At 62.1% G+C, this 21,596-nt stretch carries 1 protein-coding gene; it reads right to left on the bottom strand.

What is annotated here, in order from left to right; genetic code table 11:
* Positions 1 to 40 precede the first annotated feature (40 nt).
* Positions 41 to 21,139, bottom strand: a complete 21,099-nt coding sequence (locus PspTeo4_RS20375) for an immunoglobulin-like domain-containing protein (RefSeq protein WP_322365756.1) — start codon at positions 21,137 to 21,139, stop codon at positions 41 to 43.
* Positions 21,140 to 21,596 lie beyond the last annotated feature (457 nt).

Here is a 21,596-nt window from a genome sequence, read left to right as displayed (position 1 = left end):
ATGCGCAGCTTAGGCAAAGTTCCCGCGCTGCGCCTGCTGGTCAGTTGTTGGAATTGTCGATCTTGATGGTCGGGTCGGCACCACTGATCAGCGAATTGATCGTGGTGTTGGACCAGTTGACGCCCTCGAGCTTGATCGAGACATCGGCATTGGCCAGCCCTCCAGTAGCGTTGAGCTTGCCCTCCGTACTGATTTGAAGGGTCGACTCACCGCCCACGGTAGTGATCTTCAGATAGTTGTCGATCGTTGTCCCGCGCTCGCCCTGCAGAAGGTCACTCAGGTCCAGACGGTCGCCCTCGCTCAGCTTGAAGTCCTTGATCACATCCTGGCCAATGTCGCCGAGCTTCCAGACGAAGGTGTCCGCGCCCGCGCCGCCACTGAGGATGTCATTGCCCTTGCCACCGGTTAGGGCGTCATTGCCGGCCCCGCCGAACAGCAGGTCGTTGCCTTCACCACCCAGCAAGGTGTCGTTGCCCGTACCCCCCAGCAGGATGTCATTGCCCTTGCCGCCATCGAGGTAGTCGTTTCCGCCCTGGCCGAAGATGATGTCGTTGCCAGCACCGCCCATCAATGTGTCTGCACCATCGTTGGTGCGCGAGACGTCGAACTCGGTGTAATGCTCGGACACGTACTTGTGCATCGCCCGCGCATCCACGTCACCCGCATCCACGCCCAGCTTGAGGGCGACGTAGGTCTGGATTGCTTCCACGCCGGTGCCGGGGATCGAGTCGAAGGTCACCAGGTCGCCGAAGATGATGTCGTGGCCGTCGCCGCCGTCGACTTTGTCGGAGCCGGGCAGCGTCACTTCGGTGTGGCCCAGGATGGCATCTGCCAATTTGCTGGGGTCGATGTTGGTTTGCGGGGTCTTGTCCGAGTCGAACGGTTTCAGGTCGTTCGTATCGACGCCAGTGTTCAAGCCGATGGCCTCCACCGTCGACAGCGCGGCGAGGATCTTGAAGCTGTCGTTGGAGTTGGTCAGGGTCGCGTTGTTGGTGGAGCTGCCGGTACCGGCACGGGTCGACAGCTCGTAGCCACCGTTACCCTCGGCGCGGATGTTGCCGGTGGTCACGGTGTTCCACTTGTAGCTCCAGGTCAGCACATCGAAGTTGCCGCGTGTCTCGGCGGTCAGTTTGCCGTTGCTGTCGATCGATACTCTGTTGGTGGTGTCGAGCTGGTAGTTGGTGACGGTGTCGCCGGTCTTGTAGCTGATATTGCTGAGGAAGGTATCGAGCTTGACGCTGCTGTTGGCCAAGGCGGGGTTGGTCTGCTCGTCGGTTTGGTAGTACGTCGGTTGGCCATCGGTGATGAAGAACGTCTGGTTGCTGCCGGTGTTGCCAGCATTCTTCAGGTTCTGGAACCAGTTGGCGGTGGTCTTGAAGGCATCCTCGTAGTTTGTACCGCCCTCTGAGCTCATGGTGCCCAGTGCGTTGAGCAATGTCTTGAGGCCTGCGTCGTTGAGGGTGACCGAGATGGAGCTCTTGACCTGGCTGGCGAAGTCCACCAGCAGGATGTTTACCGTGCCGGATTGGGCGCCTTTGACACTGGCCGCCAAGGTCTTGAAGACAGACTCCATTGAGGCCTTGGCGGCATCCACACCGGACGAGCCCATGCTGCCCGACGTATCGACGATGAAGGCGATGTTGTAATCCTTCCCGGCCACGACGTGCAGGCCCGTCACATCGGCGACGATAATGTCGTTGTTGACGGTACCGGTCGCAGTGTCACTGTCGGTGCCCAGGTTGCTGGAGGTGTAGGTTTCCGGGTAGACGGTGACTTTCACCGTGCCCTCGTTGATCGCCTGGCTGCCTCCCACGCTTTCGCTGGAAGTGGAGGTGACCTTCACGTCGAACTGGCCGGAGTAGTAGGCCGGAGGTTTGATCGCCAGGCTGCCCAGGTTCCAGCCGGTGACATCAATCGCGGTTGTACCTACGGTGACGCTATGCCCCGCATTGTCGCTGATCACCGAGCCTGCCGGAATACCGCCAAGCTTGACACTCAAAGTCTCCGAACCGTCGGTGTCGGTCAGGCTGGTGCTGATGCCCACCAGTTTGACGCTGCCGTTTTCCGGCCCTTCGTTGAGCTTGAATCCATCGTAGTAGCCCTGGCCGTTGCTGCCGTGCAGGTCGGACACCGTGACCCCGGCGTTACCCAGCTCGGTGACGTTGGGGTACATCGGAATGGTCGCGCTGTTCAGGTCGCCAACCAGCCCGCTGCCAACCTTGATGTTGACGTCGTAGCTGCCCGGGCCTGCCTGGTTGGCGTGGTAGATCTCCAGGGTGTAGTAACCACTGACACTTGGCGTGTAACTGCCCGAGACAGTGCCACCGGCGCCCCAGGTTGCGGTGACCACGTTCTTGCCACCGATGTTCACCAGCAGGCTGTCGTCGGCGGTGCCGCTGAACGTATAGGTCTTGCCGGCTTCCAGGTAGATGATGCCGGAGGTCTTCGAGCCGCTCTGGGCGGTGACGCTGGCATCGGACTGCACATTGGTGGTGGTCTCGGTCTTGCTGGCGCTGCCAGAGTTGGCGAATACGGTTTTCAGCGCATCGCCGGTGATGCCATTGCCATTGGTGCCCAGGCCGGTGAGGCTGTTCCAGGTTTCCTTGGTCAGGCCCAGGGAGTTGACGTTGTTGTTGCCGATGCTCAGGTCCGGCTTGTCCGCGACGGGCGTGATGTCCACTTTCATCGTGGCTTCGCTGCCGGCGGTGATGCCGTCGGTGGGTTTGTACTTGAGCTGTGCGTAGTCGGCCTGCTTGTTGCCCACACCGGTTCCGCCATAGCCGTCGGCACCTGACTGGTTCGCCAGTGGCACGAACTTGAGTTTGCCAGCGGTGATGTCGGCCTGGCTCACGGTCTGGTTGAGCGTCACGTTTACCCAAGCTGTGCCGTTGAAGTACTTCAGGTTGCCCAGGTCGGGCAGCTTGGTGATCGTCACACTCAGGTTTGCGGCCGGGCTATCCACATCGGTGACGTTGAAGTCACTCCAGTTCAGCACCAGGTCGGTGTCTTCGCTGCCGGTGACGGCACCACCCGTGGTGACCGGCGCGTCGTTGACCGCGATCACGTTGACGGTGGTGGTCGCGGTATTGGAAACGTTGACTCCATCGGTCACCGTCACGGTGATGACCCTAGGCGTGGTGCTTGGGTCTTCGCTGGTGTTGACGAAGGTGACGTTCTTGATCGCTTGCATGTAGTCAGCCAGCGTCGCGTTACCACTCAGGGTCAGCACCACCTTGCCGTCGGTCACGCTGGACGTGATGGTGATGCCGTTGACGCTAGTGCCCAGATTAAGGGCATCGCCCGGCTGGCGGTTGGTCAGGGTGACGGTGGCGCCGGTGAGCTGGCTGCTGTCGAAGTCGGTGATGGAGATATCCAGGTCACTGATCGAATTGCCGCTGCCGTTCTCGGTGAAGGTGGTCTGGTAGTCCGCGCCGGTCTTGCCGCTGGAGTCGTTGGCATCGAGGTCCAGCACCGGGGCGGGTTCGTAGATTTGGGTCGTGACGCTGGCGGCACTGCCGTTGACCACCAAGCCCTCGAAATTGCCGCCAGTGGCCGAGTCGATCTTCACGTTGAACTGCTCGGTGCCTTCGGTGATGGCGTCCTTGAGGGTTGGGATGGTGAAGGTTGCCTGGGTACTGTTGGCCTTTATCACCACGGTGGCCACGCCGGTGTAGTCGACGCCATTGGTGGCAGTGCCGCTGTAGCTCAGCTTGACGGTCACATCGGTTTGCGGGGCGTTGCTCAGGGTCAGGGTGTAGGTGGCGTTGTTGCCTTCGGCCACCGCTGCGGTACCGGTGATGCCAAGGGTGGTGGTGTTCAGCGTGTCGGTGACTGCGGTGACCGCAGGCGCTGGGTTGATCACCAGGTTCTCGAAGCTCCCACCGTTGGCATTGGTGATGGTGGCGCTGACGGGGCCGGCATCGATGTAGACGTCATCGATAGGTGCGGCCACCGTGACGCTGCCCGAGGACTGGTTGGCGCCAATGGTGATCGTCTGGCCGTTGCTCAGGGTGACGGTGACCGCGGTTTGCGCTGGATTGGTGAGCGTTGCCGTGTAGATGATCTGGCCGCCTTCGGCGACGGTTGGGGTGGCTGTCAAGGTAAGGGTGGTGGTGTCCTGGACATCCGTGACGGTGCTGCTGACCACACTTTTGTTCGCCACCAGATTCTCGTAGTTGCCGCCGCTTACGTTGCTGATGCTGTTGGTGACAGCCGCATGGCCCTGGTAGACGTCGTTGGTGACGGCTCCGGTCGCGGTGCCAGAGCTTTGGCCGACCGGGATGGTGATGGTCTGGCCGTTGGTCAGGGTCACTACGACAGGGCTGCCGGTGACCGGGGCTCCAACAGTGGCGGTGTAAACGATGGTGCCGCCCTCGGCCACCGATGGTGTGGCGGTCAGGGTGACGGTGGTGGTGTCCTGGACATCGGTGACCGTGGTGCTCACAGGTGTTTGGTTGGCGACCAGGTTTTCGTAATTGCCGCCGGACACGCCGGTGATGTTGTTGGTGACCGGGGCATGGCCTTGGTAGACATCGTTGGTGACGGCACCGGTGGCGGTGCCGGTGCTTTGGCCGACCGGGATAGTGATGGTCTGGCCGTTGGCCAGGGTGACTACGACCGGGCTTCCGGTAACTGGGGCGCCAACGCTGGCGGTGTAAATGATGGTGCCACCTTCGGCCACCGACGGTGTGGCGGTCAGTGTGACGGTGGTGGTGTCCTGCACATCGGTGACCGTGGTGCTCACAGGTGTTTGGTTGGCGACCAGGTTCTCGTAATTGCCGCCGGACACGCCGGTGATGTTGTTGGTGACCGGGGCATGGCCTTGGTAGACATCGTTGGTGACGGCACCGGTGGCGGTGCCGGAACTCTGGCCGACCGGAATGGTGATGGTTTGTCCGTTAGCCAAGGTGACCACGACCGGGCTTCCGGTGACCGGGGCGCCGACGGATGCGGTGTAGACGATGGTGCCGCCCTCGGCCACCGACGGTGTGGCGGTCAAGGTGACGGTGGTGGTGTCCTGTACATCGGTGACGGTGGTGCTGACGGGCGTTGAGTTGGCGACCAGATTCTCGTAGTTGCCGCCGCTCACGCCTGTGATGTTATTGGTGACCGGGGCATGGCCCTGGTAGACGTCGTTGGTCGCGGCACCAGTCGCAGTGCCCGAACTTTGCCCGACCGGGATGGTGATGGTCTGCCCGTTAGCCAGGCTCACCACGACCGGACTACCGGTAACCGGGGCACCGACAGTGGCCGTGTAAACGATGGTGCCGCCCTCGGCTATCGATGGAGTTGCCGTGAGCGTAACTGTCGTCGTGTCGGTGGTATCGGTGACGTTGGTCACCGCTGGCGTGCTGTTGACCGCCAGATTTTCGAAATTGCCTCCACTGGCACTGGTGATCCGCGCGCTGACTTGGCTGGCATCGACATACGGGTCATCGCCGGGGGCCGCTACCGTCACGCTGCCTGAGGTCTGGTTGGCGCCGATGGTGATGGTCTGGCCGTTGCTCAAGGTGACGGTGACTGCAGATTGCGCTGCGTTGGTCAGCGTTGCGGTGTAAGTGATCTGGCCACCTTCGGCGACGCTTTGGGTGGCTGAGAGCGAGACAGTGGTGGTGTCCTGCACATCGTTGACGGTGGTACTGACCGGTGTCGGGTTGGCGACCAGGTTCTCGTAGTTGCCGCCGGACACGCCCGTGATGCTGTTGGTGACCGGTGCGTGGCCTTGGTAGATGTCGTTGGTGACGGCGCCGGTGGCGGTGCCTGAACTCTGCCCGACCGGGATGGTGATGGTTTGGCCATTGGCCAGGCTCACCAAGACCGGGCTACCGGTAACCGGGGCGCCAACGTTGGCGGTGTAGATGATCGTGCCGCCTTCAGCGACTGATGGAGTTGCCGTGAGCGTAACTGTCGTCGTGTCGGTGGTATCGGTGACGTTGGTTACCGCAGGCGTGCTGGTGATCGCCAGACTTTCGAAGTTGCCTCCGCTGGCATTGGTGATCCGTGCACTGACCTGGCCGGCGTCGACATACGGGTCATCGCCTGGAGCAGCGACTGTTACGGTGCCAGAGGTCTGGTTGGCGCCGATGGTGATGGTCTGACCGTTGCTCAAGGTGACGGTGACTGCGGTTTGCGCCGCGTTGGTCAGGGTTGCCGTGTAGATGATCTGGCCACCTTCAGCGACGCTTTGGGTGGCTGAGAGCGAGACAGTGGTGGTGTCCTGCACATCGGTAACGGTGGTGCTGACCGGTGCTGGGTTTGCGACCAGATTCTCATAATTGCCGCCGGACACGCCCGTGATGCTGTTGGTGACCGGTGCATGGCCTTGATAGACATCGTTGGTCACGGCCCCGGTCGCGGTGCCGGAACTCTGCCCGACCGGGATGGTGATGGTCTGCCCGTTGGTCAGGGTGACCACGACCGGGCTACCGGTGACTGGAGCACCCACGCTGGCGGTGTAAATGATGGTGCCGCTTTCAGCCACCGAAGGTGTAGCGGTCAAAGTAACCGTGGTGGTGTCCTGGATATCGGTGACCGTAGTGCTCACAGGCGATTGGTTGGCGACCAGGTTCTCGTAGTTGCCGCCGGACACGCCGGTAATGTTGTTGGTGACCGGTGCGTGGCCCTGATACACATCGTTGGTAACGGCACCGGTCGCGGTGCCGGAACTCTGTCCGACCGGGATGGTGATGGTCTGGCCGTTGGCCAGGGTGACCACGACCGGGCTTCCGGTGACCGGAGCACCCACGCTGGCGGTGTAAACGATAGTGCCACCCTCGGCCACTGAAGGCGTGGCAGTCAGGGTGACGGTGGTGGTGTCCTGCACATCGGTGACGGTGGTGCTGACCGGTACCGGGTTGGCGACCAGATTCTCGTAGTTGCCACCGGACACGCCATTAATGTTGTTGGTGACGGGCGCGTGGCCTTGGTAGACATCGTTGGTCACGGCACCGGTGGCCGTGCCAGAGCTTTGCCCGACCGGAATGGTGATGGTTTGACCATTGGCCAGGGTGACTACGACCGGGTTGCCGGTGACTGGAGCGCCGACGGAAGCGGTGTAGATGATGGTGCCACCCTCGGCTACCGATGGAGTTGCCGTGAGCGTAACTGTCGTCGTGTCGGTGGTATCGGTGACGTTGGTCACCGCTGGCGTGCTGTTGATTGCCAGGTTTTCGAAATTGCCTCCGCTGGCATTGGTGATCCGTGCACTGACCTGGCCGGCGTCGACATACGGGTCATCGCCGGGTGCTGCCACTGTCACGCTGCCGGAGGTCTGGTTGGCGCCGATGGTGATGGTCTGACCATTGCTCAAGGTGACGGTGACCGCGGATTGCGCCGCGTTGGTCAGGGTTGCGGTGTAAACGATCTGGCCGCCTTCTGCGACGCTTTGGGTGGCTGAGAGCGAGACAGTGGTGGTGTCCTGCACATCAGTCACTGTAGTGCTTACCGGTGCCGGGTTGGCGACCAGGTTTTCATAGTTGCCGCCGCTTACGTTGCTGATGCTGTTGGTCACAGCTGCATGACCTTGGTAGACGTCGTTGGTCACGGCACCAGTGGCAGTGCCGGAGCTCTGGCCGACTGGAATGGTGATGGTTTGGCTGTTGGCCAGTGTCACCACGACGGGGCTGCCGGTGACCGGTGCACCGACGCTGGCGGTGTAAATGATGGTGCCGCCTTCGGCCACCGAAGGTGTGGCGGTCAAGGTGACAGTGGTGGTGTCTTGTACATCGGTGACCGTGGTGCTGACAGGCGTCTGGTTGGCGACCAGATTCTCATAATTGCCACCGGACACACCGGAGATGCTGTTGGTGACGGGGGCGTGGCCCTGATACACGTCATTGGTGACGGCACCGGTGGCGGTGCCGGAACTCTGTCCGACCGGGATAGTGATGGTCTGGCCGTTGGCCAGGCTCACCACGACCGGGCTACCGGTAACCGGGGCGCCAACGCTGGCGGTGTAAATGATGGTGCCGCCTTCGGCCACGGATGGTGTGGCGGTCAGGGTGACGGTGGTGGTGTCCTGCACATCGGTGACGGTAGTGCTCACAGGTGTTGGGTTGGCGACCAGGTTCTCGTAGTTGCCGCCGGACACCCCAGTGATGCTGTTGGTGACAGGGGCGTGGCCCTGGTAGACGTCGTTGGTCACGGAGCCGGTGGCGGTGCCGGAACTCTGTCCGACCGGGATGGTGATGGTCTGCCCATTGGCTAGGGTGACCACGACCGGGCTGCCGGTGACTGGAGCACCCACGCTGGCGGTGTAGATGATCGTGCCACCCTCGGCCACGGACGGTGTGGCGGTCAAGGTGACGGTGGTGGTGTCCTGCACATCGGTGACGCTGGTGCTGACCGGTGCCGGGTTGGCGACCAGATTCTCGTAGTTGCCACCGCTCACACCGGTGATGCTGTTGGTGACCGGCGCGTGACCCTGATAGACATCGTTGGTAACCGTACCAGTTGCAGTGCCGGAGCTCTGACCAACTGGGATAGTAATGGTCTGGCCGTTAGCCAAAGTGACCACGACCGGGCTACCGGTGACTGGAGCACCAACGTTGGCGGTGTAAATGATGGTCCCACCTTCGGCGACCGATGGAGTTGCCGTGAGCGTGACTGTCGTCGTGTCGGTGGTATCGGTGACGTTGGTCACCGCTGGCGTACTGTTGATCGCCAGATTTTCGAAATTTCCCCCAGTGGCGTTGGTGATCCGCGTACTGACCTGGCCGGCATCTACATACGGATCATCACCGGGGGCGGCGACTGTCACGCTGCTAGAAATCTGATTAGCCCCGATGGTGATGGTCTGGCCATTACTCAGTGTGACGGTAACCGCCGACTGAGCTGCATTGGTCAGGGTTGCCGTGTAAATGATCTGGCCGCCTTCGGCCACGTTTGGGGTAGCCGAGAGCGAGACCGTGGTGGTGTCCTGGACATCGGTGATCGTGGTGCTCACAGGCGTTGGGTTGGCGACCAGGTTTTCATAGTTGCCGCCGCTTACGTTGGTGATGCTGTTGGTGACAGCCGCATGACCTTGGTAGACGTCGTTGGTCACGGCGCCAGTGGCAGTGCCGGAGCTCTGTCCAACTGGAATGGTGATGGTTTGGCCGTTGGCCAGGGTGACCACAACCGGGCTACCGGTGACTGGGGCTCCGACGGATGCGGTGTAGACGATGGTGCCGCCCTCGGCCACCGACGGTGTGGCGGTCAGGGTGACGGTGGTGGTGTCCTGCACATCGGTGACGGTGGTGCTGACGGGAGCAGGGTTGGCGACCAGATTTTCGTAATTGCCGCCGGATACGCCAGAGATGCTGTTGGTGACCGGGGCATGGCCTTGGTAGACATCGTTGGTCACTGCACCGGTGGCGGTGCCGGAACTCTGGCCGACCGGGATGGTGATGGTTTGGCCATTGGCCAGGCTCACCACGACTGGGCTACCGGTAACCGTCGCACCGACAGTGGCCGTGTAAACGATGGTGCCACCCTCGGCTACCGATGGAGTTGCCGTGAGCGTAACTGTCGTTGTATCGGTGGTATCGGTGACGTTGGTCACCGCTGGCGTGCTGTTGACCGTCAGGTTTTCGAAGTTACCCCCGCTGGCATTGGTTATCCGTGCGCTGACCTGGCCGGCGTCGACATACGGGTCATCGCCTGGCGCGGCGACTGTCACGCTGCCAGAGGTCTGATTAGCACCGATGGTGATGGCCTGACCATTGCTCAGGGTGACAGTTACTGCTGACTGCGCTGGGTTGGTCAGGGTTGCCGTGTAAACGATCTGGCCGCCTTCGGCCACGCTTGGGGTGGCCGACAGCGAGACAGAGGTGGTGTCCTGCACATCAGTCACTGTAGTGCTTACCGGTGCCGGGTTGGCGACCAGGTTTTCATAGTTGCCGCCGCTTACGTTGGTGATGTTGTTGGTGACAGCCGCATGACCTTGGTAGACGTCGTTGGTCACGGCGCCGGTGGCAGTGCCGGAGCTCTGGCCGACTGGAATGGTGATGGTTTGGCCGTTGGCCAGGCTCACCACGACCGGGCTACCGGTAACCGGGGCGCCAACGCTGGCGGTGTAAATGATGGTGCCGCCTTCGGCCACCGACGGTGTAGCGGTCAAGGTAACGGTGGTGGTGTCCTGCACATCGGTGACAGTGGTGCTGACAGGCGTTTGGTTGGCGACCAAACTCTCGTAATTACCGCCGGACACGCCGGAGATGCTGTTGGTGACGGGGGCGTGGCCCTGGTACACGTCGTTGGTGACGGCGCCGGTGGCAGTGCCGGCGCTCTGTCCAACTGGAATGGTGATGGTTTGGCCGTTGGCCAGGGTGACCACAACCGGGCTACCGGTGACTGGGGCTCCGACGGATGCGGTGTAGACGATGGTGCCACCCTCGGCTACCGATGGAGTCGCCGTGAGCGTAACTGTCGTCGTGTCGGTGGTATCGGTGACGTTGGTCACCGCTGGCGTGCTGTTGATCGCCAGGTTTTCGAAGTTACCCCCGCTGGCATTGGTGATCCGCGCACTGACTTGGCCGGCATCGACATACGGGTCATCGCCTGGGGCGGCGACTGTTACGGTGCCAGAGGTCTGGTTGGCGCCGATAGTGATGGTCTGACCGTTGCTCAAGGTGACGGTGACCGCAGTTTGTGCCGGGTTGGTGAGGGTTGCCGTGTAGACGATCTGACCACCTTCGGCCACGGTTGGCGTGGCCGTCAAGGTAATGGCGGTGGTGTCCTGCACATCGGTGACGCTGGTGCTGATCGGTGTCGGGTTGGCGACCAGGTTTTCGTAGTTGCCACCGGACACGCCAGAGATGTTGTTAGTGACCGCTGCGTGGCCCTGATACACATCGTTGGTCACGGCACCGGTCGCGGTGCCGGAGCTTTGCCCGACCGGGATGGTGATGGTCTGCCCGTTAGCCAGGCTCACCACGACCGGACTACCGGTAACCGGCGCACTGACGGAAGCGGTGTAGATGATCGTGCCGCCCTCGGCCACTGAAGGTGTGGCGGTCAAGGTGACGGTGGTGGTGTCCTGCACATCGGTGACGCTGGTACTGACCGGTGTCGGGTTGGCGACCAGGTTTTCGTAGGCGCCGCCCGAAACCCCAGTGATGCTGTTGGTGACGGGCGCATGGCCTTGATAGACATCGTTGGTCACGGCGCCGGTCGCAGTGCCGGAGCTTTGCCCGACCGGGATGGTGATGGTCTGACCATTGGCCAGAGTCACCACGACCGGGCTACCGGTGACCGCGGCACCTACGGAGGCGGTGTAGATGATGGTGCCACCCTCGGACACGGAGGGTGTGGCGGTCAAGGTGACGGTGGTGGTGTCCTGTACATCGGTGACGGTGGTGCTGACCGGCGCCGGATCGGCGACCAGATTCTCGTAGTTGCCACCGCTCACACCGGTGATGTTGTTGGTGACGGGCGCGTGGCTTTGATAGACATCATTGGTCACGGCCCCGGTGGCAGTGCCGGAGCTCTGACCAACCGGAATGGTGATGGTTTGGCCGTTGGCCAGGGTGACCACAACCGGGCTACCGGTGACTGGAGCACCAACGCTGGCGGTGTAAATGATGGTGCCGCCTTCGGCCACCGACGGCGTGGCCGTCAGTGTGACCGTGGTGGTGTCCTGTACATCGGTGACGGTGGTGCTGACGGGAGCTGGGTTGGCGACCAGATTTTCGTAATTGCCGCCGGACACGCTGGAGATGCTGTTGGTGACGGGGGCGTGGCCCTGATACACGTCGTTGGTGACGGCGCCGGTGGTGGTGCCGGAGCTTTGCCCGACCGGGATGGTGATGGTCTGGCCGTTGGCCAGGGTGACCACGACCGGGCTACCGGTGACCGAAGCGCTGACGGATGCGGTGTAGACGATGGTGCCACCTTCAGCGACAGATGGGGTGGCAGTCAGGGTGACAGTTGTCGTGTCGGGGGTATCGGTGACGTTGGTTACCGCAGACGTGCTGTTGATCGCCAGATTTTCGAAATTCCCTCCACTGGCACTGGTGATCCGCGCGCTGACTTGGCCGGCATCGACATACGGGTCATCGCCGGGTGCTGCCACTGTCACGCTGCCGGAGGTTTGGTTGGCGCCGATGGTGATGGTCTGGCCGTTGCTCAAGGTGACGGTGACTGCAGATTGCGCCGCGTTGGTCAGCGTTGCGGTGTAAACGATCTGGCCACCTTCAGCGACGCTTTGGGTGGCTGAGAGCGAGACAGTGGTGGTGTCCTGCACATCGGTAACGGTGGTGCTGACCGGTGCTGGGTTTGCGACCAGATTCTCATAATTGCCGCCGGACACGCCCGTGATGCTGTTGGTGACTGGTGCGTGGCCTTGGTAGACGTCATTGGTGACGGCACCGGTCGCAGTGCCGGTGCTCTGGCCGACTGGAATGGTGATGGTTTGCCCATTAGCCAGACTCACCACGACCGGGCTGCCAGTGACCGGAGCACCCACGCTGGCGGTGTAGATGATCGTGCCGCCCTCGGCCACTGACGGTGTGGCGGTCAGGGTGACTGTAGTGGTGTCCTGCACATCGGTGACGGTGGTGCTGACCGGCGCCGGGTCTGCGACCAGATTTTCATAATTGCCACCGGACACGCCGGTGATGCTGTTGGTGACGGGTGCATGGCCTTGGTAGACGTCGTTGGTCACGGCGCCGGTCGCAGTGCTGGAGCTCTGTCCGACCGGGATGGTGATGGTCTGCCCATTGGCCAGGGTGACCACGACCGGGCTGCCAGTGACCGGAGCACCGACGCTGGCGGTGTAGATGATCGTTCCGCCTTCGTCCACCGACGGTGTGGCCGTCAGGGTAACGGTGGTGGTGTCCTGCACATCGGTGGCGGTGGTGCTGACGGGAGCAGGGTTGGCGACCAGATTTTCGTAATTGCCGCCGGACACGCCGGAGATGCTGTTGGTGACCGGCGCATGGCCTTGGTAGACATCGTTGGTGACGGCACCGGTGGCGGTGCCGGAGCTCTGGCCGACCGGAATGGTGATGGTTTGTCCATTGGCCAAGGTGACCACGACTGGGCTGCCGGTGACCGGGGCCCCAATAGTGGCGGTGTAAATGATGGTGCCACCCTCGGCTACCGATGGAGTTGCCGTGAGCGTAACTGTCGTCGTGTCGGTGGTATCGGTGACGTTGGTCACTGCGGGCGTGCTGTTGATTGCCAGGTTTTCGAAATTGCCTCCGCTGGCATTGGTGATCCGTGCACTGACCTGGCCGGCGTCGACATACGGGTCATCGCCGGGTGCTGCCACTGTCACGCTGCCGGAGGTCTGGTTGGCGCCGATGGTGATGGTCTGACCATTGCTCAAGGTGACGGTGACCGCGGATTGCGCCGCGTTGGTCAGGGTTGCGGTGTAAACGATCTGGCCGCCTTCGGCGACGCTTTGAGTGGCTGAGAGCGAGACAGTGGTGGTGTCCTGCACATCGGTAATGGTGGTGCTGACCGGTGCTGGGTTGGCGACCAGATTCTCATAATCGCCACCGGACACGCCGGAGATGCTATTGGTGACCGGTGCATGGCCTTGATAGACATCGTTGGTCACGGCCCCGGTCGCGGTGCCGGAACTCTGCCCGACCGGGATGGTGATGGTCTGCCCGTTGGTCAGGGTGACCACGACCGGGCTACCGGTGACTGGAGCACCCACGCTGGCCGTGTAAATGATGGTGCCGCTTTCAGCCACCGAAGGCGTAGCGGTCAAAGTAACCGTGGTGGTGTCCTGGATATCGGTGACCGTAGTGCTCACAGGCGATTGGTTGGCGACCAGGTTCTCGTAGTTGCCGCCGGACACGCCGGTAATGTTGTTGGTGACCGGTGCGTGGCCCTGATACACATCGTTGGTAACGGCACCGGTCGCGGTGCCGGAACTCTGGCCGACCGGGATGGTGATGGTCTGGCCGTTGGCCAGGGTGACAACCACTGGGCTGCCGGTGACTGGGGCGCCGACGCTGGCGGTGTAGATGATGGTGCCGCCTTCGGCGACCGAAGGTGTGGCGGTCAAGGTGACGGTGGTAGTGTCCTGCACATCGGTGACGGTGGTGCTGACGGGGGTTGGGTTGGCGACCAGGTTTTCATAGTTGCCGCCGGAGACGCCGGTGATGTTGTTGGTGACAGGGGCATGGCCCTGGTAGACGTCGTTGGTGACGGCGCCAGTGGCGGTGCCGGAGCTCTGCCCGACCGGGATGGTGATAGTTTGACCATTGGCCAGGGTGACCACGACCGGACTGCCGGTAACCGGAGCATCGACAGAGGCGGTGTAGACAATGGTGCCGCCCTCGGCCACCGAAGGTGCAGCGGTCAGGGTGACGGTGGAGGTGTCCTGTACATCGGTGACCGTGGTGCTGACCGGTGCCGGGTTGGCGACCAGGTTTTCATAGTTGCCGCCGGACACACCGGTGATGTTGTTGGTGACGGGCTCGTGGCCTTGGTAGACATCGTTGGTCACGGCACCGGTGGCGGTGCCAGAGCTTTGCCCGACCGGAATGGTAATGGTTTGACCATTGGCCAGGGTGACTACGACCGGGTTGCCGGTGACTGGAGCGCCGACGGAAGCGGTGTAGATGATGGTGCCACCCTCGGCCACCGAAGGTGTGGCGGTCAAGGTGACGGTGGTGGTGTCCTGCACATCGGTGACGGTAGTGCTGACGGGCGTCGGGTTGGCGACCAGATTCTCGTAATTACCGCCGGACACGCTGGAGATGCTGTTGGTGACGGAGGCGTGGCCCTGATAGACGTCATTGGTCACGGCGCCAGTGGCAGTGCCGGAGCTTTGGCCGACCGGAATGGTGATGGTCTGGCCGTTGGCCAGGGTGACCACGACCGGGCTGCCGGTGACCGGGGCCCCAACGATGGCGGTGTAGATGATCGTGCCACCCTCGGCCACCGAAGGTGTGGCGGTCAAGGTGACGGTGGTGGTGTCCTGCTCGTCGGTGACGGTGGTGCTGACGGGGGTTGGGTTGGCGATTAGGTTTTCGTAGTTGCCGCCGGATACGCCGGTGATGCTGTTGGCGACCGGCGCGTGACCTTGGTAGACATCGTTGGTCACGGCCCCGGTCGCGGTGCCGGAGCTCTGCCCGACCGGGATGGTGATGGTCTGGCCGTTGGCCAGGGTCACCACGACGGGGCTGCCGGTGACCGGAGCACTAACGTTGGCGGTGTAGATGATGGTGCCACCCTCGGCCACGGACGGTGTGGCGGTCAATGTGACGGTGCTGGTGTCCTCTACATCGGTGACGGTGGTGCTGACCGGCGCCGGGTCTGCGACCAGATTTTCGTAATTGCCACCGGACACGCCGGTGATGCTGTTGGTGACGGGTGCATGGCCTTGGTAGACGTCGTTGGTCACGGCGCCAGTGGCAGTGCCGGAGCTCTGTCCGACCGGGATGGTGATGGTCTGCCCGTTGGCCAGGGTGACCACGACCGGGCTGCCGGTGACCGGAGCATCGACAGAGGCGGTGTAGACAATGGTGCCGCCCTCGGCCACCGAAGGTGTGGCCGTCAGGGTGACGGTGGAGGTGTCCTGTACATCGGTGACGGTGGTGCTGACCGGCGCCGGATCAGCCACCAAATTCTCATAATTGCCGCCGGACACGCCGGAGATGCTGTTGGTGACCGGCGCATGGCCTTGGTAGACATCGTTGGTGACGGCACCGGTGGCGGTGCCAGAGCTCTGCCCGACCGGAATGGTGATGGTTTGCCCATTGGCCAGCACAACCACGACTGGGCTGCCGGTGACCGGGGCACCCACGCTGGCGGTGTAGACAATGGTGCCACCTTCGGCAACCGATGGTGTTGCCGTAAGCGTAACTGTCGTTGTGTCGGTGGTATCGGTGACGTTGGTCACCGCCGGCGTGCTGTTGATCGCCAGATTCTCGAAACTCCCTCCACTGGCATTGGTGATGTGCGCACTGACTTGATCGGCGTCGACATATGGATCATCACCTGGGGCGGTGACTGTCACGCTGCCGGAGGTCTGGTTGGCTCCAATGGTAATGGTCTGGCCGTTGCTCAGGGTGACGGTGACTGCAGATTGCGCCGGGTTGGTCAGGGTTGCGGTGTAAACGATCTGGCCGCCTTCGGCGACGCTTTGAGTGGCCGAGAGCAAGACAGTACTGGTGTCCTGCACATCGGTGACAGTGGTGCTGACCGGCGCTTGGTTGGCGACCAGGTTTTCGTAGTTGCCGCCGGATACGCCGGTGATGCTGTTGGTGACCGGCGCATGTCCCTGGTAGACGTCATTGGTCACGGCACCGGTCGCGGTACCGGTGCTCTGCCCAACCGGGATGGTGATGGTCTGACCGTTGGCCAGGCTCACCACGACCGGGCTACCGGTAACCGGGGCTCCAACGCTAGCGGTGTAGATGATGGTGCCACCTTCGGCCACCGAAGGCGTGGCCGTCAGTGTGACCGTGGAGGTGTCCTGAACATCTGTCACCGTAGTGTTGACGGGTGCGGGGTTGGCGACCAGGTTTTCATAATTACCGCCCGACACGCCGGTAATGTTGTTGGTGATCGAGGCATGACCTTGATAGACGTCGTTGGTCACGGCTCCGGTCGCGGTGCCGGAGCTCTGGCCGACCGGAATGGTGATGGTTTGGCCGTTGGCCAGAGTCACTACGACTGGCGACTCCGTCACTGGGGCATTAACTGTCGCCGTATAAACGATGGTGCCGTTTTCGCTCACGCTGGGCGTGGCGGTCAAAGTAACTGTGGTGGTGTCTTGGATATCGGTGACCGTGGTGCTGACCGGCATTGGGTCGGCGGCTAGATTCTCGTAATCGCCGCCCGATACTCCAGTGATGCTGTTGGTGACCGGCGCATGGCCTTGGTAGACATCGTTGGTCACGGCACCGGTGGCGGTTCCAGAGCTCTGCCCGACCGGGATGGTGATGGTTTGGCCGTTGGCCAGGTTCACCACGACCGGGCTGCCGGTGACCGGGGCGCCGACGGAAGCGATGTAGATGATCGTGCCGCCCTCGGCCACCGAAGGCGTGGCGGTCAAGGTGATGGTGGTGGTGTCCTGGACATCGGTGACGGTTGTGCTGACCGGTGTCGGATTGGCGACCAGGTTTTCATAGTTGCCGCCGCTTACGTTGCTGATGCTGTTGGTCACAACAGCATGGCCTTGGTAAACGTCATTGGTCACCGCACCGGTGGCGGTACCAGAGCTTTGCCCGACCGGGATGGTGATGGTCTGCCCGTTGGCCAGGGTCACCACGACGGGACTGCCGGTGACTGGGGCACTAATGCTGGCGGTGTAAATGATGGTGCCGCCTTCGGCCACCGATGGTGTGGCCGTCAGTGTGACCGTGGTGGTGTCCTGAACATCCGTCACCGTAGTGCTGACTGGCGCGGGGTTGGCGACCAGATTCTCGTAATTGCCGCCGGATACGCCGGTGATGCTGTTGGTGACCGGCGCGTGACCTTGGTAGACATCGTTGGTCACGGCACCGGTGGCAGTACCTGAGCTCTGTCCGACCGGGATGGTGATGGTCTGTCCATTGGCCAAGGTGATCATGACCGGGCTGCCGGTGACCGGAGTGCCTACGGAAGCGGTGTAGATGATCGTGCCGCCTTCAGCCACTGAAGGTGTGGCGGTCAATGTGACGGTGGTGGTGTCCTGTACATCGGTGACGGTGGTGCTCACAGGCGTTGGGTTGGCGACCAGGTTCTCGTAGTTACCGCCGGACACGCCGGTGATGTTGTTGGTGACCGGTGCGTGGCCCTGATACACGTCGTTGGTCACGGCGCCGGTCGCAGTGCCGGAGCTCTGGCCGACCGGGATGGTGATGCTCTGCCCATTGGCCAGGGTGACCACGACCGGGCTACCGGTGACTGGAGCACCCACGCTGGCGGTGTAAACGATGGTGCCGCTTTCAGCCACCGAAGGTGTGGCGGTCAGCGTCACAGTTGTGGTGTCCTGCACATCGGTGACAGTGGTGCTGACCGGTGTCGGATTGGCGACCAGGCTCTCGTAGTTGCCGCCGGACACCCCAGTGATGCTGTTGGTGACGGGCGCATGGCCTTGGTAGACATCGTTGGTGACGGCGCCGGTGGCGGTGCCAGAGCTCTGGCCGACCGGGATGGTGATGGTCTGACCGTTGGCCAGGCTCACCAAGACCGGGCTCCCAGTGACCGGAGCACCCACGCTGGCGGTGTAGATGATCGTGCCGCCTTCAGCCACGGACGGTGTGGCGGTCAAGGTGACGGTGGTGGTGTCCTGTACATCGGTGACTGTGGTGCTGACTGGAGCCGGGTCGGCGACCAGGTTCTCATAGTTGCCGCCGCTCACACCGGTGATGTTGTTGGTGATCGGGGCGTGGCCTTGATAGACATCGTTGGTCACGGCACCGGTCGCAGTGCCAGAGCTCTGCCCAACCGGGATTGTGATGGTTTGCCCATTGGCTAACGTCACCACGACTGGCGACCCTGTAACCGGCGCGTTCACCGTCGCCGTATACACGATGGTGCCGTTCTCGCTCACGCTCGGCGTGGCGGTCAACGTGATGGTAGTGGTGTCCTGGATATTGTTTACAGTCGTACTGACCGTCGCCGGGTCGGCCACCAAGTGTTCAAAGTTGCCCCCACTGACACTCGCAATGCCGTTGCTGATGGGTGCATGCGACTGATACGGCTCGTTGCTTACCGCAGAAACTACAGTACCGGAGCTTTGCCCCACGGCGATGGTGATGGTTTGCCCATTGGTCAAGGTCACCACTACTGCAGAGCCGGTGACCGGCGCACCCAGAGTGGCGGTATAGACAAGGGTGCCGCCCTCGGCAACCGATGGCGTAGCGGTCAAGGTAACGGTGGTGGTGTCCTGAACATCAGTGACAGTTGTGCTGACCGGCGCGGGATTGGCGACGAGATTTTCGTAATTGCCACCGGACACCCCAGTGATGTTGTTGGTGACCGGTGCGTGCCCTTGGTAGACGTCATTGGTCACGGCAGCGGTGGCCGTACCGGAGCTCTGCCCGACCGGGATGGTGATCGTCTGGCCGTTGGCCAAAGTGACCACGACCGGTGAGCCTGTGACTGCCGCACTCAGTGTGGCGGTGTAAACGATGGTGCCACCCTCGGCCACCGAGGGTGTGGCGATCAAGGTGACCGTTGCTGTGTCCTGAACATCGGTTACGGTGGTGCTGACCGGCGCTGGATTGGTGACTAGATTCTCATAGTTGCCACCGGACACCCCGGTGATGCTGTTGGTGACGGGGGCATGGCCCAGGTAGACGTCGTTGGTCACAGTGCCAGTGGCAGTTCCGGAGCTCTGGCCAACTGCGATGGTGATGGTCTGCCCGTTGGCCAGGCTGACCACGACCGGTGAGCCCGTCACCGGCGCATTGACCGTAGCGGTGTAGACGATGGTGCCGCCTTCGGCCACCGCCGGTGTGGCGGTCAAGGTCACCGTCGATGTGTCTGAAGTATCGGTAATTGCCGTTACCGCAGGGGTACCGTTTACGGCAAGGTTTTCAAAGTTGCCGCCCGTGGCGTTGGTGATACGTGCACTGACGAGCCCCGCATCGACATAGCGGTCATCCCCCGGTGCCGCCACCGAAATGCTGCCCGAACTCTGGTTGGCCGCAATGACGATGCTCAAGCCGTTGCTCAGGGTCACCGTGACCGCAGACTGGCCTGGGTTGCTGAGGGTTGCGGTGTAGATGATCTGGCCACCTTCGGCAACGCTCGGGGTAGCGCTCAAGGTCACCGTAGTCGTGTCCTGTGCATCGCTCACCGTGGTGCTGACCGGCGCCTGATTCGTCACCAGGTTTTCATAGTTGCCACCACTGACCTGGGTGATGCTGTTGATGACTTGCCCTTGGGATTGGTACACATCGTTGCCCACCGGCACGCTGACGGTGCCGCTACTTTGACCAATCGGGACCGTGATGGTCTGCCCATTGGCGAGCGTCACCACCACCGGGCTACCCGTCACGGGCGCCGAGAGGCTGGCTGTGTACACAATGGTGCCGTGCTCGGTCACCGATGGGGTCGCGGTCAGGGTAACCGTACTGCTGTCGGCCGAATCGTTGACGATTGTCAGGGCCGGGGCAGGGTTGCTGGCCAGGTGCTCGAAGTTACCCCCGCTCGCCGAGGTGATGCTGGTGCTGAGCGTGGTGCCACTCTTGTACACATCGTTTGCGGTCTGCAGCGACACGCTGCCACTGGTCTGTCCCGCGCCAATGCTGATGACCTGGCCGTTGGACAGGGTAATGGTGACTGGTGTCTGGGCGGGGTTGCTGAGGGTCACGGTATAGGTAATGGCACCACCCTCGGTCACCGTCGGGCTGGCCGACAGCGTCGCGGTAGTGGTGTCCTGGGTATCGACTACGCGGGTGGTGGCCGGTGTGTCATCGATACTGACCGGCAGGCCGCCACCGCTGGTGCCGGTGATGCTCGCCGACACCTGATGGCCATCGACATACACCGTGTCATTGGCAGGTACCGCCACACTCACCGAGCCGCTTGTCTGTCCTGCGGCAATGACGATGACCGCGCCATTGGACAGGGTCACGGTCAGCTCGCTGAGCGGTGCCTGGCCTACGGTGGCGACATAGACGATGGTGCCCCCGGCTTCACTGATCGACGGTGTCGCGCTCAAGACCACGGCGGTGCCGGCAATGGGCGCATCGGAGGGCGTCGTTGTGTTCTCGGTCTGCAGGCCTGCGAATTGCTCGAAGCGCAGCTCGTCGCTGAAATTCAGCGGGCCGGTCGGGTAGCCCACGGTCGGGTCGACCACACCAGCGGTTTCCTCGAGCAACACGAAACTGTGCCCGCCGCCGAGAGCACCGCTGCTGCCTGAGGCACTCGGGCCGGCAGCGGTCGCTTCCAGCGCAGTGGTTGGGTCGACACCGGCCTGGATCGCCTGCTGCAACTGCTCGACCGAGGGGGCCGCCTGCGCCGTTGCCTGGCTCAGGTCGGTGCTGCTGTCGGGCGTATCGGCACTCCACTGGCTGTCGCGGCCCAGGTCCAGGTAGCGACCGTCGGCCAACTGCAGGGTGACGGCACCACCCGGCCCGGTCAGCACCTGCTCACCCGCATAAAGATGATCGCCTTCTATCAGCACACGTCGGATGCCTTCCGGGGATACCGCGATGACTTGGCCAACAATGCTTTTTACGATGGCAACTACGGTGCTCATGGGGCTCTCCAAGTGTCTCGATCGGTGTCTTCCATGCCCGGCCAATACGCGAAATTGGCCGGGTTCGAGGAGTGATTCGAAAATGCCGCTATTGTTTGCTTGTCAAACTTCCGTGGTTTTCCATGTTGAGTGGCTGAGCGTGACGAAATATTGACTAGCCCTGAGTGTTCGCAAGTCTCGGGCAATCTAAAGTCATATCGTTAATTCGCTTCTTGCCAATTCTTACTTTTGTATTAGTTAGAATGTTGTTTTGCCTTGGCGGCGACGTTTTCGTAACTAAATAGCAGCATGGAATTGTGTGGCGGTCAGTGAAATCAGGGTGTGCGTGCCTTTTCATGCGCCGCTGGTGGAGATTTAAATGTAACTTCGACTTGCACCGATGGCGTCAGGCGTTAGTCTTTCGATAGTGTTGTTTGGCGATCCGCGTGCATACGAAATATTTAATGCGTGCACTGAA

The organism is Pseudomonas sp. Teo4, assembly GCF_034387475.1.
In the GTDB taxonomy this organism is placed as follows: Bacteria; Pseudomonadota; Gammaproteobacteria; order Pseudomonadales; family Pseudomonadaceae; genus Aquipseudomonas.
This window is presented reverse-complemented; position numbering and strand designations above follow the sequence as displayed.

Bases quoted from the DNA above. Each gene is read 5' to 3' on its own strand.
- PspTeo4_RS20375 (WP_322365756.1), bottom strand. From the start codon at position 21,139: ATGAGCACCGTAGTTGCCATCGTAAAAAGCATTGTTGGCCAAGTCATC.